A 26,091-nucleotide genomic window follows, 5' to 3' on the forward strand; every position below is an offset into this window, starting at 1 on the left:
GGGGCGCCCGTGATCGTTCCGGACCCGAAGGTCGCCAGGACGTTGCTGACCCGGTACGCGACGCTGAGGATCGCTCAGTCCGAGGGGGAACGGCCGGAGACGGCTCGTGAACTCAAGGACGTGACCTACACGCTGTGCGTGCTGATGGGGACGTCCGACGTCGGGGAGGCGGTCGCCGCCGCCGACGCGCTGCTCGCGCCGGCGGGCGCGGTCAGGACGGCCGGCCCGGGACTGTCCCTGGCCGTCTGAGGGACCTGATCCGGCGCCGGCCGAAGCCTTTCCCTCGGGCTTCGGCCGGCGCCGGTGCGATGTCACGTCCGCTGGGTCCGGGGTGAGTTCAGGGGGCCACGGTGCCGCAGTGGTCGGCCCGCCGGAAGTCCCGCCGCGCGGGTGGCGGCCCCGACAGCCACTCCGCGATGGTGCGGGCGATCGGCTGACCCGTGTCCACCTCCACGAACCCGAACTGCCCCGACTGGTTGCACTCCAGGAACCACCAGGTCCCGTCGCCGTCCTCGGCGAAGTCGAAGGCGCCGTAGGCCAGTTGCGCCTCCCGTAGGTACGTGCGCACCGCCTCGGCCAGCCGCGGCGCGATCTCGGCCGGCTGCCAGGGCGTGGCCGAGGGCGCGAACCGCACGTCCACCACGTCCGGGTCGCCGCCCGGCACGGTCTCCTTGCGGGCCGCGAGCAGACGGTCCCCCACGGCCGTGAGCCGGATGTCGGCCCGCTTGGCGACCCGGCGCTGGAGCAGCGTCGGACCGTAGGCCACGGCGGCGAAGTCGGCGCCCGGCGGGACCCGGGTGGTGGGCACCGCGCGCGGCGGATCCTGCGGATGAGCCCCGGACACCGGCTTGACCACCAGGTCCGGGAAGCGTTCGGCGAAGTCCCGCGCCGCCTGCGGGAACGACGTGATGAGCGTGGCGGGCACGGGCAGCCCGCTGAGCTGCGCGAGCCGTAGCTGCCACGGCTTGTGCCGGGCCCGTACGGCCGCGTCGGGATGGTTCATCCAGCGTGCCCCGGTGCCCCGGAGCATGCCGTACAGCGCCTGTGAGGACTCCTCCGTGAGCCACGGGGACGGCTCGGCCGCCCGGGCCGCCGCGTCACCCGGCCGGCGGACCCAGACGGAGCGCAGCCCGTCGAGACTCACCAGCCGGCCCGCGGACGACAGATGACCCCGGAAGGCACCGTGGACGTACTCCCCGGAGAGGGCGACGGTGCCGGTCAGATCGGCCGGATCGAGCCGGACGACCGGGACGCCCACGGCGTTCAGGTGCACGACCACCATGTCCGCCGTGACGTCTTCTTCACAGGTCAGGATGAGCACGGTCATGTTCGCGACCCGTGGTCAGTCGTCGAAGTGGGTCTTGGACCCCGCAGTCGAGGTGGTCGTCCCCAGTTCTCTGAGCAGGGCGTGGTCGCGAGCGGCGACCCGGCCGTCGAGGAGTACGTTCAACTGCATTCCGGGGTCGTACGCGTATGGAGTGGCGAACTCCAACTCCGCCGCGGGGCGTGCGTAGTTGAGCGCGAACGGTTGCATGTTCTCTCCCTCGTCGGTACTGCCTCGATCAAGCGGTGCCGCTGTGCGACGTCACTCGGGCCCGCTGCCTTGGTGCGACCTTCAGTCATTAATACGGATCGAACGGGTGATTGGTTTCCTTACTCTCCGTGATCACGGTCGAGTTCGGACCCAAGCAGGGCTCGGAGCAGGGGAGATGGACCGGGTGGAGCGTGAAAACGACTTCAGCGAACGTCAGTTGAGGTCGGTTGAGGTCAGTTGAGGGACTCCGCGCGCCCGGGAGTACGGCGCATCGAGCGCAGGGCGAGCAGCAGGACTCCGATGTCGTCGAGGTACACCGGATCGGGCAGCACATCGGCCGGGAGGACGAAATAGGCGACCGCGCCCCAGAACACCCAGCGCGGCCCGGTGGGGAGCCCGGCCCGCCGCAGGCCCCGACGGGCCCGGACCAGCCGCACCAGCACCAGCACGGCCCCGCCGAGCAGGGCCGCGGCCAGCACGGCGCCGATGACGACGAGCGTGGTGGTCGTGTCCACGTGCCCTCTCCCTCCGCTGCGGGGGTCGCCCGACGGTGTTGTGCTCCCCGTTGTCGGTTTCCCCGCTTTGGGCCCCCGAACTCCCGCTTCCGCCGGGATTACCGCATCGTACGCGTGAGCGAGGCGCACGCCGGTCGGTACGCGCCCCCTCACACGAGTGCTCCGGCCGGGTGGCGGGGGGTGCCATATGCCCGTAGTAATGGTCAGCGTCACATCGCGTGTCGCACCTCGGGGGCGCAGGAGCGACCGCAGCCTTCAGAGAGAGCACAGAATGATCACCCGCTCCACCGGCACCACCCGTCCCACCGGCTCGACTCGCCCGGCCACGGCCCGAGCCGTTCCGCCCCTCCCCGGCACGCCCACGGCGGCCGCCACCCCGTACCCCGACCCCGTCGACGGCCTGCTGCACGCCGCCGCGGCCCACCGGCCGCTGGAGGACGTCGCCCGGCTCATCACCATGCTCGAACAGTCCGAGGAGTGCACGGACGCGGCGGCCGGCGTCCTGCGCGCCGCCGGCACCAGCCGTTCCCTGGAGGACGTGTCCCGCCTGGTGACCGTCCTCTCCCGCGCACCGCACCCCGCGGACCACACCGGCCACATGATCCGCGCCGCGGCCGAACACCGTCCGGTGGAGGAGGTCGCGGAACTCGTCGGGCGCCTGACGCGGGAGCGGGGGCGGGAGCAGGAGGGGCGGCCGGTCGGGCCGTCGCCGACGGCCGCCGACATCGACGCGTCACGACCCCGTCGTTCCGACGCGCCAGGTCCGGCGACGAGGTGGACGGCGGCATCGGTCCTGACCGCCTGTGGGATCTCTCACATTCCGGTGCACCCGGACGGCGTCCCGCTCACCGCCCTCGTGATCGCCTGGGCACTGTCGGTGCTGTGCCTGCTGGCGGCGGTGCCGCTGTCCCGCGGGCCGGTGCCGACGGCGGCGGCCGTGGCGGGAGTGCTGGCGCCCCTGGCCCTGCTGGCCGCGCAGCTCCTGTCCGGCCGCGTGGCGGCCCTGTCCGGACTGCCGGAAGCGGCCCTTGCCCCGCCGTGGGCCGCGGCGGCGACGGCGGTGTGCGCGGCGCTGACTGCGCTCTGCGCGCTGCTGGTCCGGGTGTTCGGTGACCGGCGCGACCGGGACGCCGAGCCGCGAGACGCGGGGACGGTGCCCGAGGCGGCGGCGACGGACTGACGTCCGCTCACGGGCCGGGCCGCCGACGAAACCTTTCGTCGACGGCCCGGCTGCCGCTTCGGCGCCTAGCGGCTGGTGGCGTCGGACGAGGCGGGCGCGTCCGGAGCGGCTCCGGCGTCGGCCGGCTCCTGGGCACTCTTGGCCGGATGGGGGATGACGGGGACGAGCCCCTTGCCCTTGGTGGACTCCTTGAAGCGCTCCAGGGTGCGGCCCAACTGCTGGAAGGGCTGGAAGGACGAACCGCCCCGCTTGGACTGCGGCCGGCTCGGACCCGGGTCACCGGCCTCGGCGGCGGCCTCGCGGTAGTAGGTGAGCGCCTCGTGGGCCTGTTCGGCGGCCTCCCGGTACAGGTCCCGGGACTGCGTCATCGCCTCCAGAGCCTCCTTGTACATGGCGATCAGCTCACGGGCCCGGGCGAGTTCCTCCTGCGGGGTCAGCAGCCGCCACTGCTCCCGCAGCAGGGTGAGCGCGGCGTCGCCGCCCTCCGGGAGCGGCCGGGCCAGGGCCGCGAACCGCCGTACCGCGTCGAGCACTTCGGTGGGATGACTGCCGTCGAGGAACACGCTGCGGACGGAGAAGTCGTCGGGGTCGTAGCCGTCGAGGGCCGGGGAACCGGGCAGTACGAGCGCGCCGCCGCGCGGCACTTCCACGCCGAATTCCTTGAGCGCCCAGTTCACCGTACGCAACTGGTGCGGCGCGGCGCGTAGTTCCACCACGCGGTGGTGGAGGCCGGGCGGGAGCAGCGGGACGAGGGAACGGCGGCCGCGTTCGTCGGGGGTCATCGCCTCGTGGACGACGAGCGGGACGGTCCAGGTGTCGCGCAGGGCGCCCCGGAGGGTGCGGCGCAGTTCCTTGTCGTCGGCGGGGAGGGGGTTGGTGTCGAGGAAGCGCAGTCCGGTGACGGTCTCGTGGCCCCAGGCGGAGTCCGTGTCCCAGGGCCAGAACATGGTGACGGGCGACGGCCATCGCGCGTCCCAGGACCGCTCGGCCTCGGCGACCAGCGTCCACTCCTGCCCCCGGCCGGACCATTCCGTGAGGTTCAGCCGGGCCCGGACGGTGATGTCCTCCGGCAGCAGCCAGCGGGCCTCGAAGGCCAGCTCCCCCTCGGCCGTGTCGGCGTCGGGCAGCTCGACGAAGTCGAGGAGCGTCCCGGCGTCCTTGAGTTCCTGGAGGTGCCCGCGCAGGACGTCCGGGGCGGCGGGACCGGTGTGACGGCCACGGCCGAGCCAGACCGTGGCGGGAGTCGGGGGCGGGACGGTCGCGGAGATGAGCATGGGTCCGTTCGGTGAGAGACGGGCGGGGCGATGGGCGTATGTCCCAGTATCGCGCGCCGCGGGGTGTGCGTGACCAGGCGGGTCCGGGCGTGAGGGGCCCGGTGTGCCGGGTCACTCGGCGGTGCCGGGGGTGCCCGGCAGAGGGGTGCCTTCCCCGGAGCCCGCCCCCGCACGCGTCCTGACCCCGCACAACTGTCGGCGCGGTCGCCGCACACGGGGTGTGACCGCTTCACCACGGCAGGACACCCCGCACACATGTACCCGCCACCCGGGTCCCCCCGACAATCGAACACGCGGCAGGGCCCGCCCACCATCCGCGTCGGGGCGAGCCCTGCCCACACCGCCCCCGCCTCAGGGAATCCCACCCACGGACCGCCGCAGCCGAACGGCATCCTGACTGGGCGGCACACCGAACTGCCGTCGGTACTCACGGCTGAACTGCGACGGATTGTCGTACCCGACCCGCTGCCCGACCCCGGTGACGTCCCCAGGCCGCGTAGCGAGCAGCAGCCGGGCCTCCTGGAGCCGGATCTGCTTCTGGAACTGGATGGGGCTCATCGCCGTCACCGTCTGGAAGTTGCGGTAGAAGGCCGACACGCTCATCCCGGACAGCCGCGCCACGTCCTCGACCCGGAACGGCTGCGCGTAGTGCTCGCGGATCCAGCGCACGGCCCGGGAGACATGGCTCAGGCCGCTGTCGGCGAGGCCGAGTTGGCGGACCGTGGCGCCCTGCTCACCGGTGATCAGCCGCCACAGGATCTCGCGCTTGATCATCGGAGCCAGGACGGGCCGGTCGCGCGGCTCATCGAGCAGACGCAGCAGCCGGACCACGGCGTCCAGCAGCGCGGCGGGGGCGTCGCTGACCGCGATCCCGGGCGACGCGCCCGCACCGCCACGCGGAGCGGCCCTGCCCCCCTGCCCCGCCTCGATCAGCAGCTCGGCGACGGCGGACGGTTCCAGCGTCAGCCCGAACCCCAACGCGGGCCTCTCGGGTTCGGCCCGCAGGAACTGCCCGGTGACGGGCAGATCCACGGACGCGACCAGATACTGTCCGGCCCCGTACTCGAACACCCGGTCGCCCAGCGCGAGGCGTTTGGCACCCTGGGCGATGACCGCCAGGACCGTGCCGGACATGGAGGGCGCCGGCGGATCCGACCGGTCGACCTTCGAGATGAGGACGCCGTCGACGGCGGTCGTGCAGTCGGGCCGGGCGTGCCGGTCCAGCAGGGTGCGCAGCTCGTCCAGAGGCATACGGACAGTGCAGCACGGCCGCGCGCCGCGACTCCCGGATCCGGGAGGATCGTGCAAGTACCGGCGAGCATCGTTCTAACATCTCCGCAGCTCAGGCGGCTTGAATGGAGGAAGTTCACCCATACGGCACTACTCCCCAGGAGGAACATCATGAAGATCGCCGTCGTCACGGGCGCCAGCTCCGGCATCGGACAGGGCGCCGCGATCGAGATCGCCCGACGCGGAACGGGGGTCGTCCTGACCTACGGTTCCAACCGGGAAGGCGGGCTGGAGACGGTCGCCGCCATCGAGAAGGAGGGCGGCACGGCCGTCGCGCTGCCCCTCGACCTCGGCGACACGGCCGGCTTCGACGCCTTCCGCGACACGGTCGCCGACGTGCTGCGCACCACCTGGGGGCGCGACACGTTCGACCACCTGGTCAACAACGCCGGTTTCGTACGGACGTCGTCGATCGCCGACACCACGGAGGACACCTTCGACGCGCTCATGCGCGTCCTGCTCAAGGGGCCGTACTTCCTCACCCAACGGCTCCTGCCCCTGATGGCGGACGGCGGCGCCATCGTCAACACGAGCAGCAACTCGACGTCGGGCGGCCTGGAGCCCGGATACTCGGTCTACGCGTCGATGAAGGGCGGCCTGGACGTGCTGACCCGCTACATGGCCAAGGAGTTCAGCGCCCGCGGCATCCGTGTCAACTCGGTCTCCCCGGGCCCGACCCGCACCCGCCTCGCCGACGACGCCTTCACCCGCCACCCCGAGGTCGTCCCCCTCCTGGCCGCCCGCACCGCCCTCGCCCGCGTCGGCGAACCCGACGACATCGGTGCCCTGATCGCCACCCTGCTCTCCGACGACAGCCGTTGGGTGACGGCCCAGAACATCGAGGTATCGGGCGGCTACAACCTCTAGCCGGATCCCTCACCACCGACAGGCGGCGCTGCTCCTCCTGACCAGTGCGGGGACGTACATCGCTTCCGAAGCCGGCGGCTGGATTCGGTCGTTCCTTCTCTGATCGTGTGTCATGGGGCGTGCATGATCTCTACGGTGGTGCTTGGTGTGTGGATGGGCCACCGGGACGGGGGAGCGTGTGGAAGCCGAGATGATGGCGTTGGCCGTCATGTGTGTCAGCAGCCTCACTGGACTGGCTCTGCAGGACCTGTGGGGGTGGGGCAAGAAGCGGTTCGCCTCTCTGTTGGGGAGGGAGGGGGCCGCGGCGGAGGATGAGTTGGAGGGGCTGCGGCGGGAGTTGCTCGACGCGCGTCGCTCCGGGGACGAGGACGCGGAAGCCGGCGTCGAAGAGGAGTGGGTGCGGCGGTTCCAGGAGTTGCTGGAGCGGGATCCCGAGGCCGCCGCCCGGGTGCGTGCCGTCGTGGGGGAGGTCGTCGAGCGGAGCCCCGCACCGGTCGCCTTCGCCAACATCCTGCACTACGTCAACAATTCGGCCGTGCTTCAGGCGATGAACGACTACTGGGCCCGCTGCACCGCCGAGCACAGCATGACCGCCATGTATCTGTCCGGCCTGCCGGGGGTGGGCAAGCGCACCACCGCGCGGCACTGGCTCCAGTCTCATCAGGGCGCTCTCCCAGGGGATGTCCTGCATGCCGACCTGGGGTCCGACGAGCGGGGGCGTCCGGCCGATCTCGCCGCGGTTCTGGAGCGCTGGTTGGATCAGTTGGGGGTGCCGAGGGAGGACCGTCCCGCCGATGTGGAGCACAAGGCGGGCGAGGTGCGGCGGCAACTGCGCCACCGGCCGATGGTCGTCCTGCTGGAGAACGTCACCAGGCTCGCGCAGGTTCGACCTCTGCTTCCCGACGCCCCAGAGCGTTCTGCTGATGACCGGGCAACAGGCGCCGGCCGCGCTGGAGTCGGTGCTGGACTTCGAACTCGTCGTCGTGGAGCCGCTCAAGGACGAACACGCCCTCGAACTCCTCGTCAAGGTCAGCCGCAGTACCGAACATCCGGATCGACTCCGGCCTGTCGTACAGCAGTTGGGTGGTCTGCCGCTCGCGGTGCGGCTTATCGCAGGGCAGTTGAAGTCGCCGGTGCCGGGGGTACTCGAGGACATCACCGTACTGCTCACGGACCGACGTTCGCGGCAGGAGTTGCTGACCATGGACGACGCGCACGATCTGCCCAGCGCGCTCGACGCCACCTACGGCCGTCTCGCCGCCGAGGCCGCCCTGCTCTACCGGCGTCTCGGCATCCTGGCGCGGGTCGACTTCCAGATCGACACGGTGTTCACCCTCACGGAGGATCGGCAGCCCACGGCCATCAGGCGTGCCCTCCACGCGCTGATCTCGGCCCGGCTCGTCGAGCGGGAGGGTGCGGACACCTATCGTCTGCACCCGCTCGTCCACGACCACGCCGCGACCGTCGCGGAGAGGGACGAGGGCGGCGCGGAGCGCGCGGTCGTACGCGAGCGGATCGTCCGGTACTACCTCCGTACGGCCGAGTCCGGTGAGGCCGCGTTGTCCTCGCGGTGGCGGCACGACCCGATGGGCGTCTACGCGTCTGCCGTGCGACCGGCGGGTGGCAGTACGGACACGGAGCGCGAACTTGCCCGTCGGCGCGCGGGGTTGCTCGCCGCCGTGCATCTCGCCCAGGACAGCGGGCTGCACGTCGAGGCGTGGCGGTTGTGTCAGGGGCTGTGGACGTTCTATCTGCGGACGGCGAGCCATGCGGAGTGGATCGAGTCGCACCGGGTCGGACTCGCCGGTGCGCAGGCGTGCGGTGACCGGCTGGCGACGGCCCGGATGCACTATCAGCTCGGCTTCGCGTACCTGGACCGGTGGAGCGTCGAGGAGGACGATCCGCGCCGGGCGCGCGAGCAGTTCGACGCGGCGCTCGGTCTCGTACGGTCCGGAACTCCCGGCCGGAGTGAAGGGGAGCGGCGTACGGAGTCGAGCGTGCTGGAGGGGCTGGGGCTTCTCGAGCAGAAGCTCAGGCGCCCGCGGTACGCGCTCGACCGCTTCCAGCAGGCGGAGGCGGCGCTCGACGGTGTCATCCATCCTCGCGGCCTCGCCCTTCTCGCCTATCACCGGGCTCCCGCCTATTCGGCCCTGGGGCACCACGACGATGCCGAACGCACCCTGCGGGAGGCGCGGGAGGGCTTCGCCGCTCTGGGGCAGGGCAAGGACATCGCCCTCAACATCGGCAAGTCCTGGATGAGGTACGCGCAGGACCGGGTCGCGTGTGAGCAACCCGGGGAGGCCGTCCTCGCCTTGGAGTCGGCGATCTCCGAACTGGCCGAGGCCGACGCGGCGTACGTGCTCGCGACGGCGCACTTGTCGAGGGGTGACGTCTTCCGGAGTCTCGGGGACAACGGGCGCGCCGTGGCCGACTGGGAGCGGGCGCGGGCGCTGTTCACCGACGTGCGCAGCGGTCGTGCGGAGGAGGCGCGGGCGCGGCTGGCCGCGTCAGATGAGGGGGGAGACCTCCAGTAGGGCCGGCGGTAGGTGGTCGCCCGCGCGGACCGTCATGCGGAGTCGGGTTCGCGCGGGGGAGGTCTCGAGCCATGCGTGGACGGCCGAGGCCGCCGTGCCGAACGACACCCAGGCCGGGGGATCGACCCACCGGGCCTGGAGCCGGGTGTCGTCGGGGAGCAGTGCCGTGCAGCCGTGGTCCGCCTCTTCCACCGCGAGCAGTGAGCATCCGGGGAATCGGGGTGTGAAGGCGGACCACTTCACCGTCTCGGCGTGGGGGTGTCGCTCGCGGGGCAGCAGGAGTACGTCGGCTGATCTCGGCCAGCGGGGGTCCGGGTCGTCCGGGTCCGCGGTCAGGTGGGCACCGGCGAGGTGAGGGCCTTCCGTGCGCTGGAGAGCACCGGGGAAGCGGCACAGGGAGATGGACGGTGCCGTGCCGGTGTCGGTGGTCGTCGCCGTGGTGAGCATGGCCGGCAGGTGCGGCAGGCGGGCGTTGCGCGCGGACGACGGCGAGGGCAGGGGGATCGGTCGGGTCGCGGCCGGGTGGGACGGTTCCGGCAGGTTCAGCCAGGCGTAGAGGAGGCGGCGGATCAGGGCGGCCGATCTGCCGGGCTCCGATGTGACGCTCCGTCTGAGGGCGTGCAGTTCCGGGGCGTCCTGCTGGGTGTCGGCGGCTCGTGCGAGCTGGGTGGGGAGGGGGCGGGTGTGGGTGAGGCGGGGGAGGAGTTCTCCCAGGCGGTGCATGGGGGAATCGGGGGCGACCACGGAATCGCGGAATGAGCCGAGAAGGGTCGGGATTTTGAGGGCTACTCCGTAAATCGTCAGTGATCCGTGGTCGCCGATCAGGAAATCTGCCGCGCACAGGGACGCTTTCCAGAATTCTGTTTCCGGGGGCGGGAGGATGAGGCCCGCCTCGGTGAGTGGGGCGAGCCAGGTGTGTATTTGCCAGGCTCCGTGTCCGTACCAGGCATTGGGGTGTATGGCCGCCATCACGCGGAATTCGTCGGCGGGTAGTTCGGCGAGGGTTCTTCGCAGGACATCGGTCTGCGGGGAACCCATGACGGAGTCGCGGCCCCAGGTCGAGGAGACGACGACCAGACGCTGACCCGGCAGCAGGCCGAGCGCCCGCCGGAAGGTCTCGCGGAAGGCGGTGCCCGCGTGGAGTTGGTCGAGACAGGGGTCGCCGGCGACGTGGGCGATGGGCAGGGCCGCCGGGCAACCCTCGGCCAGGCGGGCGAGTTGCTCGGAGTGGGACAGCACGATGGCCGAGGGAATCAACCGCCCCTCATGCATCAACCACTCATCGGTCAGCCCAAAAGCTCCCGGCTCCCGGCTCCCGGCTCCCGGCTCCCGGCTCCCGGCTCCCGGCTCCCGGCTCCCGGCTCCCGGCTCCCGGCTCCCGGCTCCCGGCTCCCGGCTCCCGGCTCCCGGCTCCCGGCTCCCGGCTCCCGGCTCCCGGCTCCCGGCTCCCGGCTCCCGGCTCCCGGCTCCCGGCTCCCGGCTCCCGGCTCAATTGTTTATTATACCCGGCGCCATGAGGGGTGAATATAAGCGGAAACGGTATCTTGTGCAGATCTCCGCCCCGACTCGTGGAAATCGCGATATCGAAGGGATGGGAGACAGCCTGATCCCACGGGAGGGCAATCGCCCCGCGTGACGAGAGGAATTCCCTCGTCCCCTCATCGAGTGCCGAGGACTCCGTACAGGAGAAGAAGACCTGCACGCGTTCATCGCCCTCGAAAACCGACAGCACATCCAGCAACCGCGTGGCGGAGGCGATGTTGTGTACGACGCCCAGGACGCTGCGTTCGGCGAGTACCGTGCTCCAACGTCGGCCGTCGTCCCGCAGGGGTGCGGGCAGTCGTCCCCCCTCGCCCACGCGCGCACCTCACATGATCGTCCGGAACCGTCCGGCTACACGATAGTCATGCGCGGGTCATGCGCCGTTGGCCGGTCGCCGGGTCAGGTAGAAACGCGGCATGGACACCGCCGTACTCGAACAGTTGCTGGACGAGGCCCTCGATCATGCCGTCGTGCACCACGGATACACCGACTACATGCGCGACTACGAGGTCGTCGTCTACGCGACGGCTGATCCCCGTACCGGAGTTGCGCCCGCCTACCTGCGGTATCTCTTCCGGTACTGCGTCGAGGCCCGGTGTGAGACGTCGGTGCCGCCGGACATCTGGCGGGTTTCCTTGGACGACCGGCTCATCGAGCAGGAGACCGCCGCCGACCTCGCCGACCTCGACGGATATGTGTGGGGTGTGAAGTGGCATTGTCTGTATCCAGGAGCCACCGTACTGCCGGCGTCCGAGGCGGGGCGTCGGTGGTCGGAAGCGCTCGGGATCGACTTTCACGAGGTGCGCATGGAGACCAACGCGCACACCCTGACCCTGGTGTTCTCCGACCTTCAGGTGAGCGAACTCCCTACCCACCCTGCCCGTTGAGGTGTTCCAGGAGCAGGTCGTTCAGGGTGTCCGGGGCCTCCTCGGGGATCCAGTGGGTCGTGTCCGGGAGGGTTTCGAAGTGGTACGGGGCGGTGACCCAGCGGCCCGTCTCCTGGGCCGCCGTCGGGCCGAAGGCCGTGTCCTGGGTGCTCCAGACGTACAGCGTGGGTACGTCGATGGTGCCGATCGGGTGGGACGGGCGGCCGGCGCGGTACCAGTTCAGCGCCGCCGTGAGGGCGCCGGGGCGGGAGAGGTGGCGGACGTACGCGTCCTCGGCGGCCCGCGGGACCTTGTTCGCGTAGAGGGTGCGCAGGAGGCGGGCGTCGTCGGCTAGCAGGCGGTCCTCCGTCGCGGGCGTCTCGCGCCAGTCCCGCATGTAGCGCGACCGCGTGCGCTGGTCCTCGTCGATGCGCAGGGCGACGGCGAGGGCGCCGGGGTGCGGGGTCGAGACGACGGTCAGGGTGCGGACGCGGCCGGGGTGGGCGTCCGCCGTCCACCAGGCCACCGCCCCGCCCCAGTCGTGTCCGACCAGGTCGAAGGTCGGCCAGCCCAGCGCCTCCGTGATCGCGATGACGTCGTCGACCAAGGTGGTGATCGTGTAGTCCTCGGGGCGCGGCGGGCGGACCCCCGGGGAGTAGCCGCGCTGGTCCGGGGCCACCGCTCGGTAGCCCTGTGCGGCCAGGGCCGTGAGCTGTCGCTGCCAGACCAGGCTCGTCTGGGGGAAGCCGTGCAGCAGGAGTACCGGGCGGCCCTCGTGCGGACCCGCCGCGATGGCGTCGAAGACCCCCGCCGCGGTGGGGATGCTCAGTTCGGCTACGGCAACCACGATCCGCTCCTTCGTACCTACTGGTCGGTAAGCGTTCAGGTCGTGGCGACGGATTGTCAAGGCGGCGGTCGACGCATGTTCCAGGTGAATGTGCCAAAACGCTCGCCGCGCCCCACCACATTCCGTAGTCTCGGTGTCACACGAACACCCCTCTCCCGTACCGCACTTGATCCGTCTCCGTCGCTCTCCGTCGCTCTCCACCGCTCGCTCGCCCGCGCGCCGAAAGGACACGGTCATGGCCGTCGAGGCCGAGGTTCTGAAGGAACTGCGCCGACTGCGCGCGTGCATGCCCGAGGTGACGGGGGTCCTGGCGGCCAGTGCCGACGGGCTGGTCCTGGCGCGGGACATGCCGGACGTCGAGCCGGAGGGGCTGGCCGCGCTCACCGCGGCGGCGCTCGGCATCGGGCAGCGGATGACCGACCTCGCCGGCGGCGGAGGATTCCGTGAGCTGCTGGTCCGCGGGGCCGGCGGGTACATCGCCACCTACGCGGCCGGGCCGACCGCCGTGCTGACGCTCGTCGCCGACGACCGGGTCAACGTCGGCCGGCTGCACCTGGAGGGGCGGCGCGGCGGCAGCCGGATCGCCGACCTCCTCACGGGCCGCTTTCCGGCCGACCGGCCCCTCCTCGCCGACCGGCCCGCACCCGCGCCCGCACCCGCCCCCGCGACCCCCCGTGGCCCGATGCTCGGCGCCCTGCCGATCCGGATACCGCCCCAGTCCCGCCGCGAGTACTGACCCGAGACGTCAAGACCGTCGGCCCTCCGCAGTCACCCCCCGGCGCCCCCGGACGCCGTACGCCCCCCACGCCGTCTGGCCGTTCCGTGCCGTCGGCCGCCGCGTCGCTCCGGGACGGGGACCTGGCCCATACCGCCCGGCGGCGCGCTGAATCCGCCCGGCACGCGACGCGGCCCGCCACTCTCGGAGGCGGTGGCCAGCGGCTCGTACGGCTCCCGCGGCGCCGCCGGTGGCGGTACCGCGCGGCTCATCACGCGCGCGTGCGGCATCAGCGGGGCGCACGCCGAGCAGACCTCGGTGAGCGTCCACACCTGGCCCACCGCCGGATCGTGCCGCAGGACGAGGACCACGCCGCCCGCGCAGTTGACCCGGGTGCCGTCGTGCAGCGCGCACTGCTGGCGGCGGCACCAGCACGCCGCGTCATGGTGCACCGCGGCCGCTCGGGCGTGCGCGGCGACATGGGCCTCGGCGAAACGGCGCAGCGCCGCGAGGTCCCGGGAGCGCGGCGGCATCGCGCACGTCGACGAACAGGTGACCGACGCCGTACGGTCCCGGTGCCCGACGACACGGATCGTCCAGCAACGGCCGGGGCGACGGGCTGAAGGGGCGTCAGGGTACGTAAGAGCCAAAGCACATGTCCTTCGTGGGGGGAGGGCGACGAGTCCGGGAACGGTTCCGGCTCGGCCCGCCGGAAGTGACCTCGTTCACAGCATGCCCGTGGCCGGGCCCCGCCATGCCCACGGCCCGGCGGACCCTGCGTGCTGTGCCCCTCCTGGCGGACACCCGGCGTCCGGGCCGTGTTCACCCTGCCGCCGCGGTCGCCGTCAGTGCGGGTAGGCGCGCGGCTGCCGCAGCACGGGCAGGCCGTCGCGGAAGTCCTCGATGCGGGAGCTGATCTGCCGCATCAGGACGGTGTCCTCCAGGCGGTCCAGGTACAGGTTGCGGCGGGCCAGCGCGGGCGCGTCGGCGCAGAAGTACACGCTCATCAGCGGGTTGACGAACAGCTCGCTGTCCCTGGTCCGTTCGGTGAACCGTACGTCCCCGAACTCCCCGCGTACGGCGGCGGCGACGGAGCCGTTGACGATGCTCGGCCGGCCCGGCGTGGACGCCTGGGCATGGGCCACCGCGTCGAGGTACAGGGCGCCCTCCCGGCTGTCGCGCGGCAGCGAGAACGCGCCCAGGTAGCCGCCCTCCCGGTCCAGCGCGGCCAGGTTCTCCAGGACCAGCGCGTGGTTGACGCCGTGGTGGGCGTCCACACCGAAGCCGAGACACGCCACCAGCCGGTGCGGGACCTCGTCCAGGCCGTACACGGCGGCCAGGCTGGCCATGTCCTCCTCGGGCGTGCCGAGGCCGTGTTCGTCGCCGCGCATCAGGATGTCCGTGCCGCCGTCCACCAGGACGATCGCGTCGACCCCGCCCAGGTGGTCGAGGAGCGCGCGGTAGGCGTCGCGCAGCGGCTTCACACCGGTGCGCGGGAAGGCGTACACCGTGGCGGGCAGACCGTGCCCGTCGAGCCAGGTGGCCAGGGTGTGTTCGGGGAAGTAGTCGCCGCGGGCCGGGGTGCCGGGGCGGACGGCCGCGACGTCGGGAGCCGGCCAGACCTCGGCGGGCAGCCCGTACAGGTCGGCGAAGGAGAGGTTGGCGAGGTGGACGTCCTTGCCCGCCGCCCGCAGCGCGAGGGCCAGCGGCAGGCCCGCGTACACGTCGAAGCCGCCGCCCGCACCGGCGACGAGCACCCGGCGCGCGTCGCGCAGCCGGGTGAACAGGGGAGGCTCGTGGAGGGTGAACACTCCGGGACGCTAACAGTCGATCACTGTCCTGAGCAGCGGATCAGCCGCAACTCTCGTACGCCGCAAGCGAATTGGGCCCCGCCCCAGCACGCGGGGGCGGGCGCCCGAAGACACCCGCCCCCACCTGTCACTCGCCCGAGAGCATCCCGAAGCGCCTACGCCCCGCTCTCCCGCAGCATGTCCTCACGCTCGACGAGCTTCACGCGCTCGCGTCCCTGCGGCTCGCCCAGCGCCTTCTCGGCGGCGTCGAGCTTGTACCAGCCCTCCCACGTGGTGTACCGGATCTCGCGCTCGGCGAGGAACGCCTCCACGGCCTCCGGCTCCGGCGCGGACGGCGTCTGGAGCCGGCCGTTCGCGTGGTCGTCCAGCAGGTTGGAGACCGTCTCGTTGGCGTCGCCCTTGGTGTGGCCGATGAGGCCGACCGGGCCGCGCCGGATCCAGCCGGTGACGTAGACCGACTGGAGGTGGGTGCCGCTCTCCTGGATGACCCGGCCGCCCTCGTCGGGAACCGTGCCCGACTCCAGGTCCCAGGGCAGCTTGGGCAGCTTCTCGGACAGGTAGCCGACCGCGCGGTAGACCGCGCCGAGGTCCCAGTCCTTGAACTCGCCGGTGCCCTTGACGTTGCCGGTGCCGTCCAGGGCGGTGCGCTCGGTGCGCAGGCCGACGACCTTGCCGTCCTCGCCGAGGATCTCCGTCGGCGACTCGAAGAAGTGCAGGAACAGCTTGTGCGGGCGCTCGCCGATGTCGCGGATCGCCCAGTTCTCCAGCGTCTTGGCGACCATGTCGGCCTGCTTGTTGCCGCGCCGGGTGGCGATCGAGCCGTCGTCGTAGTCGATGTCCTCGGGGTCGACGATGACCTCGATGGTGGGGGAGTGGTCCAGCTCGCGCAGCTCCATCGGGGAGAACTTCGCCTGGGCCGGGCCCCGGCGGCCGAAGACGTGGATCTCCACGGCCTTGTTGGCCTTGAGGCCGTCGTAGACGTTCGGCGGGATCTCCGTGGGGAGCAGCTCGTCGGCCGTCTTGGCCAGGATGCGGGCCACGTCGAGCGCCACGTTGCCGACGCCCAGGACGGCGACCTTCTCGGCCTCCAGCGGCCAGGTGCGCGGCACGTCCGGGTGGCCGTCGTACCAGGACACGAAGTCCGCGGCGCCGTACGAGCCGTCCAGCTCGACGCCCGGGATCGGCAGTTCGCGGTCGGCCGTCGCGCCGGTCGAGAAGATCACGGCGTCGTAGAAGGCGCGCAGGTCGTCGAGGCTGATGTCGGTCGGGTAGTCGACGTTGCCGAAGAGACGGATCTGCGGCTTGTCGAGCACCTGGTGCAGGGCGGTGATGATGCCCTTGATCCGGGGGTGGTCCGGAGCCACGCCGTAACGGATCAGTCCGAACGGGGCCGGCATCCGCTCGAAGAGGTCGATGGAGACACCGGGGTCGGCGGCCACATCGGACTTGAGCAGCGCGTCGGCGGCGTAGATCCCGGCGGGGCCGGCTCCGACGATGGCTACCCGCAGGGGGCGGGGCATGATCAGTTTCCCTTCGAGCGGTGACAGATCGACTCGAGGGAAGCCTAAACTAAGGCATGCCTAACCCGGTACGCGGGTCCGGTCTATGAACTCATAAGCGTGATGTATGAGTCGAAGGCGCCGCCGGTTCCGCCCACGCCCGCGCCCGACTCCCGTCAGGGCAGCGGCTGTTCCGCCCAGATGATCTTGCCGGTCGGGGTGTACCGGGTCCCCCAGCGGTCCGTGAGCTGCGCCACCAGGAACAGACCGCGCCCGCCCTCGTCCGTCATCGCCGCGTACCGCAGATGCGGCGAGGTGTTGCTGCTGTCAGCGACCTCGCAGATCAGCGTCCGGTCCCGCAGCAGCCGCACCCGCACCGGGGCCGCGCCGTACCGGATCGCGTTGGTGACCAGCTCGCTCAGGATCAGCTCCGTGGTGAAGGACAGCTCCTCCAGACCCCACAGGTCGAGCTGCCGCACCACCGCGGACCGCACCACGCCCACCGCCGCCGGATCCATCGGCACGTCCCACTCGGCGACCCGGTCGGCGCCCAGTCCCCGGGTGCGGGCGACGATCAGGGCGATGTCGTCGTTGGGCCGGGCCGGCAGCATGGACTCCAGCACGGTCCGGCAGATCTGGTCCGGCGTGCCGTCCGCCCCGCGCTCCAGCGCGGCCCGCAGCAGGTCGAGGCCGGTGTCGATGTCCCGCTGCCGGTCCTCCACCAGCCCGTCCGTGTAGAGCACCAGCCGGCTGCCCTCGGGCAGCTCCAGCTCCGCCGTCTCGAACGGCAGTCCGCCCAGCCCCAGCGGCGGCCCGGCCGGTACGTCCGGATACTCGACGCGCCCGTCGGGACGCACCAGCGCCGGCGGCGGATGGCCGGCCCGGGCGATCGTGCAGCGCCGCGAGACCGGGTCGTAGATCGCGTACAGACAGGTGGCCCCGGAGACCGGCGCGCTGGTGCCGTCCGCCTCCTCGTCCTGGTCGATCCGGGCCACCAGCTCGTCCACCAGGCCGAGCAGTTCCTCGGGCGCGAGGTCCAGCGCGGAGAAGTTGTGGACGGCGGTGCGCAGCCGGCCCATCGTGGCGGCCGCGTGCAGCCCGTGCCCCACCACGTCCCCCACGACCAGCGCCACCCGCGCCCCGGACAGCGGCAGCACGTCGAACCAGTCGCCGCCGACCCCGGCCTGCGCCGGCAGGTACCGGTAGGCGATGTCCAGCGCGTTCTGCTCGGGCAGCGTGCGCGGCAGCAGACTGCGCTGGAGGGTGACGGCCATGCCGTGCTCGCGGGTGAAACGGCGCGCGTTGTCGATGGAGACGGCGGCCCGCGCCACCAGCTCCTCCGCGAGCACCACCTCGTCCGGGTCGAACGGGTCCGGCCGCTCCGAACGCCAGAAGCTCACCACGCCCAGCACCAGCGCCCCGGCCCGCACCGGGACCGTGATCAGCGAATGGATGCCGAACTCCACGACCTGCTCGGTGCGCTCCAGGTCCTGGGCCCGCCAGCCCGGCGCCTCCGCCAGCCGCGCCTCCAGCACCGGCCGCGACCCGGCCAGGCTGCGGGCCTGCGGCGAGCTGGGCACGAACCGGATCCGCTCACCCACCGCGTACAGCGGCGCGCCCTTGCGGATCCCGCCGACCGCCGTGCGCCGCAGCACGCCCCGGGCCTCCGGCTCCTCGCCGTCCAGCACGGCGTCGAACAGGTCGACGGTCGTGAAGTCCGCGAACCTCGGCACCGCAAGTTCCGTCAGCTCCTCGGCGGTGCGGGTGACGTCCAGGCTGGTGCCGATTCCGACCCCGGCCGCGTACAGCAGGTCCAGCCGTTCACGGGCCGCCTCCGCCCGCCCGGACAGCGCGCGCAGCTCCGTGGAGTCCCGCAGGGTGGCGACGCTGCCGGCCGGGCCGTCCGCCAGGTCGGTGGGCCGCTGGTTGATCGCCAGCAGCCGGTCCCCGACCAGATGCACCTCGTCCGTGACGATCTGCCCGGACGCCAGCAGCTCCGCCGTCCCCGGGTCGAGACCGAGGTCGAGGACCTGCCGGCGCTCGGCGTCCGGCGGCAGGTCGAGCAGCCGGTGCGCCTCGTCGTTGGCGAGCAGCAGATCGCCGTCCCCGCCGACGATGATGACCCCTTCGCGGACCGCGTGCAGCACCGCGTCGTGGTGCTCGTACATCCGCGTCATCTCGCGCGGGCCCAGGCCGTGCGTCTGGCGCAGCAGCCGGCGGCTGACCAGCGCGGTGCTCGCGGTGGCCAGGACCAGCGCCACGGCGGCGCTGGCCAGGACCAGCGGGAGCTGGCGGTCCGCGTTCCCGCCGACGTGCTCGGTGGTGATGCCGGACGACACCATCCCGACGACCGTGCCGTTCGGCGCCTTCACCGGTACGACGGCCTGCACCAGCCGCCCGATCGTCCCGTCGACCTCCTCGACGACCGTCTCGCCGCGCAGCGCCGGCTGGTAGTTCCCGACGAACTGCTTGCCGATCCGGTCCGGCTTGGGGTGCGTGTAGCGGATGCCGTCGGTGTTCAGTACGACGATGAAGTCCATGTCGGACGCCTTGCGGGCGGCCTCGGCCGACGGCTGGAGCAGCGCCGTGGGATCCGGGCTGCGCAGCGCGGCGACGATCCCCGGCGAGTTCGCGAAAGTCTGGGCGACGGCCACCGAACGCCTGCGGGCCTCCTGGGCGCTGTCGTGCCGCACCTGGAGCAGCAGGGCCACCACCGCGGCCACCACGACCAGCAGCACGATCACGACCTGGAGGACGAACACCTGCGCGGCGAGACTGCGTCCGCCCAGCGCGGACTCTGACGTACGCAGGACCCGCGGGCCCCGGGGTCGACGGGCCGGCTGGGCGTCCGAGCGCCCCAGGAGTCGGACCATGTGCCATGTCTACACTGCTTGGCCTGGTGAGGCGAGGGGCGTCACCCACGGTCACGGAACGCGCCGTCACACGGTCCGCGGACCCGCCCTCACGCGGGCCGCGATCACGCCGTCACGTGCTCCCCGGGTGATCTCCGGGGCCCTCGGGACGGGTGGCGAGCAGCAGGGCGATGTCGTCGGGCCGGTCCACGAGATGCCGGGCCGTCACGGTGAGCCGGTCGGCGACGTCGGCGAGCGGCCCGGACGGGCGCGACCCGGCCTCGGCCAGGGCCGCGCGCAGGGCGGCGATCCCGTCGTCGATGTCGTGCCCCGGCCGCTCGACCAGCCCGTCCGTGTAGAGCGCCAGGATCGCCCCGGGTTCGAGGACCAGCTCGGTCACCGGATAGTGGGCGCGCGGGTCGACGCCGAGGACCACCCCGCCGGGCAGCTCGACGACGTCCGTACGGCCGTCGGGGTGGCGCAGCAGCGGCGGGAGATGGCCCGCCCGGGCGGCCCGCGCCCGGCCAGTGACCGGGTCGAGACGGACGTAGCAGCAGCTCGCGAACTGGCCGGGGTCCAGGTCGATGAGGAGCCGGTTCGTGCCGCTCATGACCTGCTCGGGCGGATGGTCGCCGAGCGCGAAGGCACGGACCGCGCTGCGCAGTTGGCCCATCGTGGCGGCCGCCTGCACGCCGTGTCCCTGGACGTCCCCGATCACCAGCGCCAGTCCGTCGCCCGCGCCCACGACGTCGTACCAGTCGCCGCCGACGTCCATGCCCTCGGTGCCCGGCAGATACCGTCCGGCGGTCTCCACGCGCGCGTGCTGCGACAGCCGGCGCGGCAGCAGGGCCTGCTGGAGTCCGCGGGCGAGGGCGGCCTCGGTGTCGTAGCGCTGGGCCTTCTCCATCGCGTGGGCGATCAGCCCGGCGAGCGCGGTGAGGACCGTGCGCTCCTCGGAGCTGAAGCTGCGGGGGCGGTCGAAGCCGAGGATGCACGAGCCGACCGGGCGGCCGGAGGCGATCAGCGGCAGGAAGGCGCGGGCGCCCACGGTCGCGTCGAGACGTATCCCCGGGTAGGCGGCCGCCAGCTCCTCCATGGAGTCGAAGAACAGCGGGCGGCCCGTGGTCAGCGTCTCCACGCCCGGCAGGTGCGCGTCGAGGCCGACGCCCTCGAACGGGGCGAGGAAGCCCTCCGGGAAGCCGCTCTCCCAGGCCAGGTACAGATGCCGTTCCTGGAGCAGGTAGATGGCGAGCCGGCGGCCGCCGAACGCGGGCAGCAGCTCCTGCATCACCACCGCCGACACCTGCCGGGCGGTCACCGCCTCGGTCAGCGCGATCGCCAGCAGGATGGGCCGGTACAGCGGGGCCGTCGAGGTGTCCTCGGCGGGCGGCGCCCCGGAGTCCTCGGGCGCGGGCGCCGAGTCGTCCGGCATCCGGGTGGCCGGGACCGCCGTACAGGTGACCAGGTCGGCGCCGGGATAGACGGCCATGCTCAGCCAGTCCCCCTCGAACGGCGGCGGCTCGCCGCCCGGCCACCGCACATGGAAGTGCACCGGCTCCGGCGACAGCAGCGCGCCCCGCAGATGCTCCTCGCAGGCCGGCTGGCTCAGCCACGGCACCGCGTCCCACAGCGGACGGCCCACCAGCCGGGCGCGCTCCACCCCCAGCAGCTCGGCGGCCCGCGCGTTGGCGTAGACGACCAACCCGAGCCGGTCGAGGCAGAACACCCCCTCCGGCAGGAGGTCGGCGGCCCCGTCGGCGAGCGCGCCGGGCCCCGGATCCAGCAGGACGCCGGTCACGGCCCCCGGGGCGCCGTCGGACGCCGGCCACAGCTCCAGCAGCCGCAGCCCGCCCGCCGCGCTGCGCACCTCGATCGGCACGGTCGGCGGCCGGCCCTCGGCGGTACGGTGCAGCAGGTCGGGCAGCCGGTGCGCGTCGGCCGGGTCCACGACCCGGGCCAGCGCGTCCAGGGTCCGCGGCAGCGCGCCGGGCGGCAGCCCGAACAGGGCCCGCGCCTGGTCGTCGGCGAGGACCGTGTCGCTCGCGGGATCCCAGGAGAACCGGCCCACCCGGCCCGGCGGGGAGGCGGTGGCCGGGGGCCGTACGCACAGCGGATCGTCGTCCCAGACCGTGCCCCCGCCCTCGGCCTCCAGCCGCAGCAGGGCCTTCGCCAGGGCGTTCGCCGCCTCGGCGAGCCGTTCGCGCTCGGCCAGCAGCTCCCCGGCGTCCGCCACCGCGTCGCGCAGTGCCGTCATCACACCGAAGGACACGCCCTCCGCCACCACCGGGACGTTCAGCGCGGCGAACTGGAACGGCAGGCCCGCCGCGAACTGCGGATAGCGGCGCATCGCGTCCGTGGCGTTCGCCAGCACCACCGGGGTGCCGGTGCGGTGCACGTCGGCCACCGGGAACGGCCGGTCCACATGCACCCGCCACCACGGCCGGAACAGCGGACCGGGCAGCCCCGTGACGACCGCGAGACGCAGGACGCCGGGCGTGCCGGAGCGCAGGTATACGCCCCCGGCGCGGCCGTTCCCGGCCCGCAGGGCGTCCACCGCGGCCCCGGTCAGCAGCGCGGGCGGCGGTCCCGGCGGCCTCAGCTCGTCGTCCCCGGCGCTCCCAGTCATCGGCCCTACCTCGTCCGTGCCGCCGCGTGGGCGACACAGCAAGAATGCGCCACACCGGGGCCGGTCTGCATCCCGCGGGCCGCCGAACGGCTCCGCGCACGGCCCGCGCGGGAGCCTCAGCCGGAGACGCGCAGGGTGCTCTTGGCCAGCTCGTACGCCGGGAGCATCGCCTCGTGCTCCTGGGTGTCCATGCCGCCCAGGTGCAGGATCACGGTCCCCTCCGGCGTCCCGACCGCCAGGGCGCGCTCCTTCTTCGTCTCCTCCAGCAGCTCGCTCGTGGTCTGATACTCGACCTCGGTACCGCTGACCTCGCCGGCCTCGACCGACCGGTACGTCGCCCCGCTCACGCCCTCGGCGGCGGCCACGAACTCCTCCAGCACCGCGCGCGGCTCGGCGTCGCCCGCCTCGCCGGTGTAGACCCGCAGGAAGCCGATCTTCCCGGCGGGCTTGGCGTCGATCTCACAGGCCACGGTGACGGGCCCCTGCCGCAGGAACGCGTCCGCCAGCTCCCCCAGGTCACCGCCCTCCTGCGTCGCCGCCGACGCGTCGACCGCCTTCGGCTTCCAGAACTCGGCGGTGTCGAAGGTGACGGGCAGCTCACACGCCGACCCGTCCGCCCCGACCGACGCCCCACGCTTGGCGACATCGGCGGTGGGGCTCGCCGAGGCCCCCACACTCGTGGACCCCCCGCTCTCCCCACCCGAACACCCGGTGACGGCGGCCATCCCCACCACCATCCCGAGGACGACGAGCCCCCGCCCCACGTTCCCCACCCCTGCACGCACCTGAATCTCCCCCTCTTGACATGACCCCAGCCAGCTTCGGTACCGGCGGGGAACTTTAACCGAGGGGCTCGGGGCGAGGGGTTACCGGGTGGTAGGGCGCGCCAGTGATCCTCGCGGGGCGTCTTCGCGTCTTCGTCGGTGCCGTGCCGTGTGGGGACGGGTGGGCCGGTGAGAGGAGTGTGGGGGACGCCGTGAGTGTCGCGAGTCCGGATGTGGAGCGGGCGGACGGGGACGAGCTTGTCGAGGTGGAGGCCGCGGCCGAGGGGGGAGCGCGGCGGTGGGGTGGGCTCCGGTTCGTCCGGCGGGTGTTGCGGGGGGAGTGGGAGGGGATCGTCGTCGATCCCGTGCGGCGGTTGCGGCGGCGGGGGCCCGGGGGGCTGGTGCTGGCGTTCGTGGCCTGTGGGGGTGTCGTCTTCTTTCATGCCCTCGCCCAGCGGCCCGGTGGGGCTGAAGTTGTGCGGATGCTCGGTGGGGTGCAGGGGGATCTGCCGTTGTGGGTGGCGTTGTCGCGGACTCCCGTATCTCTGTATGTGCCCGCGCTCGATCTGCCCGTGTGGGGCGGTATCGCGCAGCTCTTCCTCGCCTTCGCGCTCGCCGAGCTGACCCTCGGCCGCGCCAGGACCCTGGCCATCGCGTACGCCGCCACGCTCGCCGGCACCCTCACGGTGCGGCTCATGCTCGCGGCCGGACCGGACGTGTGGGGGTTCGGGCTGCCGCCCGAGGCGGGGCAGGTGCTGGACACCGGGCCGTCCGCCGCGGTCGTCGGCCTCTTCACCTATCTGGCGGTCCTGCGCCGCGCCCCCGTACTGTTCACGCTCACCGGTGGCTCGATGCTCGTGGAGTCCGTCGTCAGACCCAACCTCGCCGGACGCGAGCATCTGATCGCCGTGGCCGCCGCCGTCGTCCTCGGACTGCTGCACGGTCAGGGGGTGCGTCTGCGACGCCTGTTGCGGGAGTGGCTCCGCGTGCGGCTCCATGTACCCAGGTGAGAGGCGCGATCTGAGATGTTGCTATGAATTTCCGGGACGGTTGAACACTTCCGGACCGGGCCGCGTATGGGACCGGGGGGAATTATTGTCCGCCGCCGACCACGACGCGTAGGAGCATTCCTTGGTACACAACAGGCGCAGACGCCCCACGGGCGGACGGCGCGCGACCTTCGCGGCGGTCGCGCTCATGCTGGGCGGTGGCGGGCTCATGGCGGCCAACGTCTACGCCTCCGCCACGGAGGACGACGGCGGAAAGCCCTGGACCTCGGGCTCCGTCACCATCGACTGCCCCGACGTCGGCACCCGGCTCACCGATGTGCCGCAGCAGGCCGGCGAGGAGGTCGACCGTGAACTGGCCAACCTGGACCAGCAGATAGCCGCGGCCTACCGCCAGCTCCAGGACTCGGCCCAGTCCGTGCGCGAGGACGCCGGCTTCGCCGACAACGCGGTGATGAACCCCCTGAAGGAGAAGCGCGCGGCGACCATCGAGCGCATCGCGATCGCCATCGACCGCGTCGGTGACCGCCCGCAGGGCCTCGAGGAGTTCGCCGCCTGCACCCTGCGCACCGCCGACGACCAGGCCGGCGAGCAGGGCAACGGCGAGCAGGGCGACGGCGGTCAGGACCAGGGTGGCCAGGACCAGGGCGACCAGGGCCAGGGTCAGAACGACGGCCAGCAGGGCGGTCAGGACCAGGGCCAGAACGGTGGCGGCCAGCAGGGCAACGGCGGTCAGGCCGGCAACGGCCCCGTCGCCGCGGACTACGTGGACATCAAGTCCGTCCAGCCCGGCGGCCAGGGCGCGAACCCGGCCTCCGGCCCCTCCCGCGGCACCTTCGTCACGAGCTGCGGCGTCAACGAGAACGGCCTGTTCAACTCGGACAACGTGATCGTCGCCCCGGGTGTCACCAACGGCGCCCACCACTTCCACGACTACGTCGGCAACCAGTCCAACGACGCCTTCGCCTCGGACGAGGACCTGGCCAACGCCCAGACGTCCTGCGTGGACCAGGACGACAAGTCCAGCTACTTCTGGCCCGTCATCCGTCTGCAGAACGGCACCCAGGAACGGGACGCGAACAGCCCCGGCGGCGGTGTCGAGGGCAACGCCGGCGAGATCGTCACGCCCAAGGCCGTCACGATGACCTTCGTCGGCAACGCGCAGTCCAAGGTCACGGAGATGCCGCGGCTGCTGCGCATCATCACCGGCGACGCCAAGGCGTTCGTCAACGGCCCGGTCAACGCCAACGCCTCCTGGAGCTGCACCGGCTTCGAGGACCGGCAGTTGAAGGACAAGTACCCGCTCTGCCCGCAGGGCAGTGACGTGGTGCGCACCTTCCGCTTCCAGAGCTGCTGGGACGGCTCGAACATCGACAGCGCCAACCACCGCACCCATGTGGCCTTCGCCGCCGCCGACGGAAGCTGCGCCAACGGCTTCAAGGCGATCCCGCAGCTCGTCCAGCGCATCGTGTACGACGTCGACGCGCCGAGCCTGGCCGACGGCGGCCGGACCACTCCGCTCTTCGCGGTGGACTCCTTCCCCGAGCAGCTCCACAAGCCGGTCACCGACCACGGCGACTTCATCAACGTCTTCGGCGAGGACCTGATGCGCGAGATGGTCGCCTGCATCAACGAGGGCCGCACGTGCGGCGCCGGCACCGGTGGCGGCGACAACGGCGGCGGCGACAACGGCAACGGCGGTGGCGACAACGGCAACGGTGGCGGCGACAACGGGAACAACAACGGCGGCGGGAACAACAACGGCGGCGGCAACGGCGGCAACGCCGGTGGCGACAACGGCGCCGAGAACCCGCCCGCCCAGTCCCCCGAGCCCCCGGCCGACGGCGGCAACGACAACGGCGGTAACGACAACGGGAACAACAACGGCGGCAACGACAACGGCGGCGGCAACAACGCCGGTGGCGACACCCCCGTGACCCAGGACCCGAAGATCTACGACAAGCCGTCCCCGAAGGCGTCGGCCAAGGCCGACACGAAGCCCGGCGCCGGTGCCGACAACGGCGGCAAGGGCGGCAAGGGCGAGGTCGGCGACGCCGCCACCGCGCCCCCGGAGCAGTCCGCCGCACCGGCCGGCCAGGACAACCAGGGCGGCCAGGACGTCCAGGGCGAACAGGGGTCGACCACTCCCGTGGACGACACCGGCCCGCAGACGCAGCCCCAGACCCAGCCGCAGGCCGTCGGGGGCAGCCTGGCCGAGACGGGCGCCCAGCTCTGGCCCGCCGCGGCCGGCGCGCTGCTCCTGATCGGCGGCTTCGTCCTCCTGCGACGCACGGCCTTCCGCAAGGACTGACCCCGCGGCAGGACCCGCATGGCGGTGAGGGGCCCGTCGGCACTGTGCAGCAGTGCC

21 protein-coding genes are annotated in these 26,091 nt (G+C 72.4%); 8 read left to right on the top strand and 13 right to left on the bottom strand.

Annotation, left to right across the window (positions count from 1 at the left end; genetic code table 11):
- Window positions 1-9 precede the first annotated feature (9 nt).
- Entirely contained in the window at window positions 10-249 is a 240-nt protein-coding gene (locus AFM16_RS34510) for a DUF5133 domain-containing protein (protein WP_078636303.1), read from the top strand.
- Between the two features lie 88 nt (window positions 250-337).
- On the opposite strand, the gene tgmB is transcribed toward AFM16_RS34510, so the two are convergent.
- From tgmB to AFM16_RS34525, 3 genes are all read right to left on the bottom strand, one after another.
- Window positions 338-1,327 (bottom strand): ATP-grasp ribosomal peptide maturase, encoded by a 990-nt coding sequence (gene tgmB / locus AFM16_RS34515; protein ID WP_078636304.1) that lies wholly within the window; start codon window positions 1,325-1,327, stop codon window positions 338-340.
- Between the two features lie 15 nt (window positions 1,328-1,342).
- Window positions 1,343-1,534 (bottom strand): putative ATP-grasp-modified RiPP, encoded by a 192-nt coding sequence (tgmA, locus tag AFM16_RS34520; RefSeq protein ID WP_030795856.1) that lies wholly within the window; start codon window positions 1,532-1,534, stop codon window positions 1,343-1,345.
- 233 nt (window positions 1,535-1,767) lie between these two features.
- Window positions 1,768-2,049, bottom strand: coding sequence for a DUF1232 domain-containing protein (locus AFM16_RS34525; protein ID WP_078636305.1), 282 nt, complete (start codon window positions 2,047-2,049; stop codon window positions 1,768-1,770).
- A 271-nt stretch (window positions 2,050-2,320) separates the two neighbouring features.
- Between AFM16_RS34525 and AFM16_RS34530 the strand changes: the two genes are divergently transcribed.
- Window positions 2,321-3,229 (top strand): hypothetical protein, encoded by a 909-nt coding sequence (locus AFM16_RS34530; protein ID WP_078636306.1) that lies wholly within the window; start codon window positions 2,321-2,323, stop codon window positions 3,227-3,229.
- A gap of 65 nt (window positions 3,230-3,294) precedes the next feature.
- On the opposite strand, the gene AFM16_RS34535 is transcribed toward AFM16_RS34530, so the two are convergent.
- On the bottom strand, window positions 3,295-4,503 hold the full coding sequence (locus tag AFM16_RS34535) for a hypothetical protein (protein WP_078636307.1): 1,209 nt from the start codon (window positions 4,501-4,503) through the stop codon (window positions 3,295-3,297).
- Window positions 4,504-4,854: 351 nt separating this feature from the next.
- On the bottom strand, window positions 4,855-5,754 hold the full coding sequence (locus AFM16_RS34540; protein WP_078636308.1) for an AraC family transcriptional regulator: 900 nt from the start codon (window positions 5,752-5,754) through the stop codon (window positions 4,855-4,857).
- 150 nt (window positions 5,755-5,904) lie between these two features.
- Here AFM16_RS34540 and AFM16_RS34545 point away from each other — a divergent pair, with 150 nt between their 5' ends.
- Window positions 5,905-6,660: an SDR family NAD(P)-dependent oxidoreductase gene (locus AFM16_RS34545; protein ID WP_030795862.1), complete on the top strand. Its 756-nt coding sequence runs from the start codon at window positions 5,905-5,907 to the stop codon at window positions 6,658-6,660.
- 923 nt (window positions 6,661-7,583) lie between these two features.
- On the top strand, window positions 7,584-9,194 hold the full coding sequence (locus AFM16_RS34550; RefSeq protein WP_078636309.1) for a hypothetical protein: 1,611 nt from the start codon (window positions 7,584-7,586) through the stop codon (window positions 9,192-9,194).
- Here AFM16_RS34550 and AFM16_RS34555 read toward each other — a convergent pair.
- Window positions 9,168-10,466, bottom strand: a complete 1,299-nt coding sequence (locus tag AFM16_RS34555) for a hypothetical protein (RefSeq protein WP_078636310.1) — start codon at window positions 10,464-10,466, stop codon at window positions 9,168-9,170. The two genes, AFM16_RS34550 and AFM16_RS34555, sit on opposite strands and share 27 nt — an antisense overlap.
- Before the next feature lie 686 nt (window positions 10,467-11,152).
- On the opposite strand from AFM16_RS34555, the gene AFM16_RS34565 reads away from it, so the two are divergent.
- Complete coding sequence (locus AFM16_RS34565; protein ID WP_030795865.1) at window positions 11,153-11,623, top strand: YxiG-like protein; 471 nt, start codon at window positions 11,153-11,155, stop codon at window positions 11,621-11,623.
- Here AFM16_RS34565 and AFM16_RS34570 read toward each other — a convergent pair.
- Window positions 11,604-12,449 carry an alpha/beta fold hydrolase gene (locus AFM16_RS34570; RefSeq protein WP_245177871.1) on the bottom strand — a complete coding sequence of 282 codons (846 nt, stop codon included), beginning with the start codon at window positions 12,447-12,449 and terminating at the stop codon, window positions 11,604-11,606. The genes AFM16_RS34565 and AFM16_RS34570 overlap by 20 nt on opposite strands.
- Before the next feature lie 235 nt (window positions 12,450-12,684).
- On the opposite strand from AFM16_RS34570, the gene AFM16_RS34575 reads away from it, so the two are divergent.
- The gene (locus tag AFM16_RS34575; RefSeq protein WP_078636312.1) at window positions 12,685-13,185 is read left to right on the top strand and encodes a roadblock/LC7 domain-containing protein; all 501 of its coding nucleotides are present in this window, start codon (window positions 12,685-12,687) and stop codon (window positions 13,183-13,185) included.
- Between the two features lie 32 nt (window positions 13,186-13,217).
- On the opposite strand, the gene AFM16_RS40300 is transcribed toward AFM16_RS34575, so the two are convergent.
- From AFM16_RS40300 to AFM16_RS34605, 6 genes are all read right to left on the bottom strand, one after another.
- A complete protein-coding gene (locus AFM16_RS40300; RefSeq protein WP_078636313.1) occupies window positions 13,218-13,697 on the bottom strand; it encodes a hypothetical protein in 480 nt (159 codons plus the stop codon).
- Window positions 13,698-14,009: 312 nt separating this feature from the next.
- Window positions 14,010-14,975, bottom strand: a complete 966-nt coding sequence (locus AFM16_RS34585; protein ID WP_078636314.1) for a DUF1152 domain-containing protein — start codon at window positions 14,973-14,975, stop codon at window positions 14,010-14,012.
- 155 nt (window positions 14,976-15,130) lie between these two features.
- On the bottom strand, window positions 15,131-16,495 hold the full coding sequence (locus AFM16_RS34590; RefSeq protein ID WP_030795870.1) for an FAD-dependent oxidoreductase: 1,365 nt from the start codon (window positions 16,493-16,495) through the stop codon (window positions 15,131-15,133).
- A gap of 155 nt (window positions 16,496-16,650) precedes the next feature.
- Complete coding sequence (locus AFM16_RS34595) at window positions 16,651-19,347, bottom strand: SpoIIE family protein phosphatase (RefSeq protein WP_179123343.1); 2,697 nt, start codon at window positions 19,345-19,347, stop codon at window positions 16,651-16,653.
- Between the two features lie 112 nt (window positions 19,348-19,459).
- Window positions 19,460-21,952 (bottom strand): SpoIIE family protein phosphatase, encoded by a 2,493-nt coding sequence (locus tag AFM16_RS34600; RefSeq protein ID WP_030795872.1) that lies wholly within the window; start codon window positions 21,950-21,952, stop codon window positions 19,460-19,462.
- 116 nt (window positions 21,953-22,068) lie between these two features.
- Window positions 22,069-22,737 (bottom strand): lipoprotein, encoded by a 669-nt coding sequence (locus AFM16_RS34605; protein ID WP_078636315.1) that lies wholly within the window; start codon window positions 22,735-22,737, stop codon window positions 22,069-22,071.
- Between the two features lie 245 nt (window positions 22,738-22,982).
- On the opposite strand from AFM16_RS34605, the gene AFM16_RS34610 reads away from it, so the two are divergent.
- Together AFM16_RS34610 and AFM16_RS34615 are read left to right on the top strand one after the other, a co-directional pair.
- Complete coding sequence (locus tag AFM16_RS34610) at window positions 22,983-23,726, top strand: hypothetical protein (protein WP_078637186.1); 744 nt, start codon at window positions 22,983-22,985, stop codon at window positions 23,724-23,726.
- Between the two features lie 208 nt (window positions 23,727-23,934).
- Complete coding sequence (locus AFM16_RS34615) at window positions 23,935-26,034, top strand: DUF1996 domain-containing protein (RefSeq protein WP_030795875.1); 2,100 nt, start codon at window positions 23,935-23,937, stop codon at window positions 26,032-26,034.
- Window positions 26,035-26,091: the final 57 nt, after the last annotated feature.

It is taken from the genome of Streptomyces antibioticus, assembly GCF_002019855.1.
In the GTDB taxonomy this organism is placed as follows: Bacteria; Actinomycetota; Actinomycetes; order Streptomycetales; family Streptomycetaceae; genus Streptomyces; species Streptomyces antibioticus_B.

Coding starts and splice junctions, on each gene's coding strand:
- AFM16_RS34575 (WP_078636312.1), top strand. CDS start 12,685: ATGGCCGTCGAGGCCGAGGTTCTGAAGGAACTGCGCCGACTGCGCGCG.
- AFM16_RS40300 (WP_078636313.1), bottom strand. CDS start 13,697: ATGCCGCCGCGCTCCCGGGACCTCGCGGCGCTGCGCCGTTTCGCCGAG.
- AFM16_RS34535 (WP_078636307.1), bottom strand. CDS start 4,503: ATGCTCATCTCCGCGACCGTCCCGCCCCCGACTCCCGCCACGGTCTGG.
- tgmA (WP_030795856.1), bottom strand. CDS start 1,534: ATGCAACCGTTCGCGCTCAACTACGCACGCCCCGCGGCGGAGTTGGAG.
- AFM16_RS34565 (WP_030795865.1), top strand. CDS start 11,153: ATGGACACCGCCGTACTCGAACAGTTGCTGGACGAGGCCCTCGATCAT.
- AFM16_RS34550 (WP_078636309.1), top strand. CDS start 7,584: ATGACCGGGCAACAGGCGCCGGCCGCGCTGGAGTCGGTGCTGGACTTC.
- AFM16_RS34555 (WP_078636310.1), bottom strand. CDS start 10,466: ATGCATGAGGGGCGGTTGATTCCCTCGGCCATCGTGCTGTCCCACTCC.
- AFM16_RS34545 (WP_030795862.1), top strand. CDS start 5,905: ATGAAGATCGCCGTCGTCACGGGCGCCAGCTCCGGCATCGGACAGGGC.
- tgmB (WP_078636304.1), bottom strand. CDS start 1,327: ATGACCGTGCTCATCCTGACCTGTGAAGAAGACGTCACGGCGGACATG.
- AFM16_RS34540 (WP_078636308.1), bottom strand. CDS start 5,754: ATGCCTCTGGACGAGCTGCGCACCCTGCTGGACCGGCACGCCCGGCCC.
- AFM16_RS34530 (WP_078636306.1), top strand. CDS start 2,321: ATGATCACCCGCTCCACCGGCACCACCCGTCCCACCGGCTCGACTCGC.
- AFM16_RS34615 (WP_030795875.1), top strand. CDS start 23,935: ATGGCGGCCAACGTCTACGCCTCCGCCACGGAGGACGACGGCGGAAAG.
- AFM16_RS34600 (WP_030795872.1), bottom strand. CDS start 21,952: ATGACTGGGAGCGCCGGGGACGACGAGCTGAGGCCGCCGGGACCGCCG.
- AFM16_RS34590 (WP_030795870.1), bottom strand. CDS start 16,495: ATGCCCCGCCCCCTGCGGGTAGCCATCGTCGGAGCCGGCCCCGCCGGG.
- AFM16_RS34595 (WP_179123343.1), bottom strand. CDS start 19,347: ATGGTCCGACTCCTGGGGCGCTCGGACGCCCAGCCGGCCCGTCGACCC.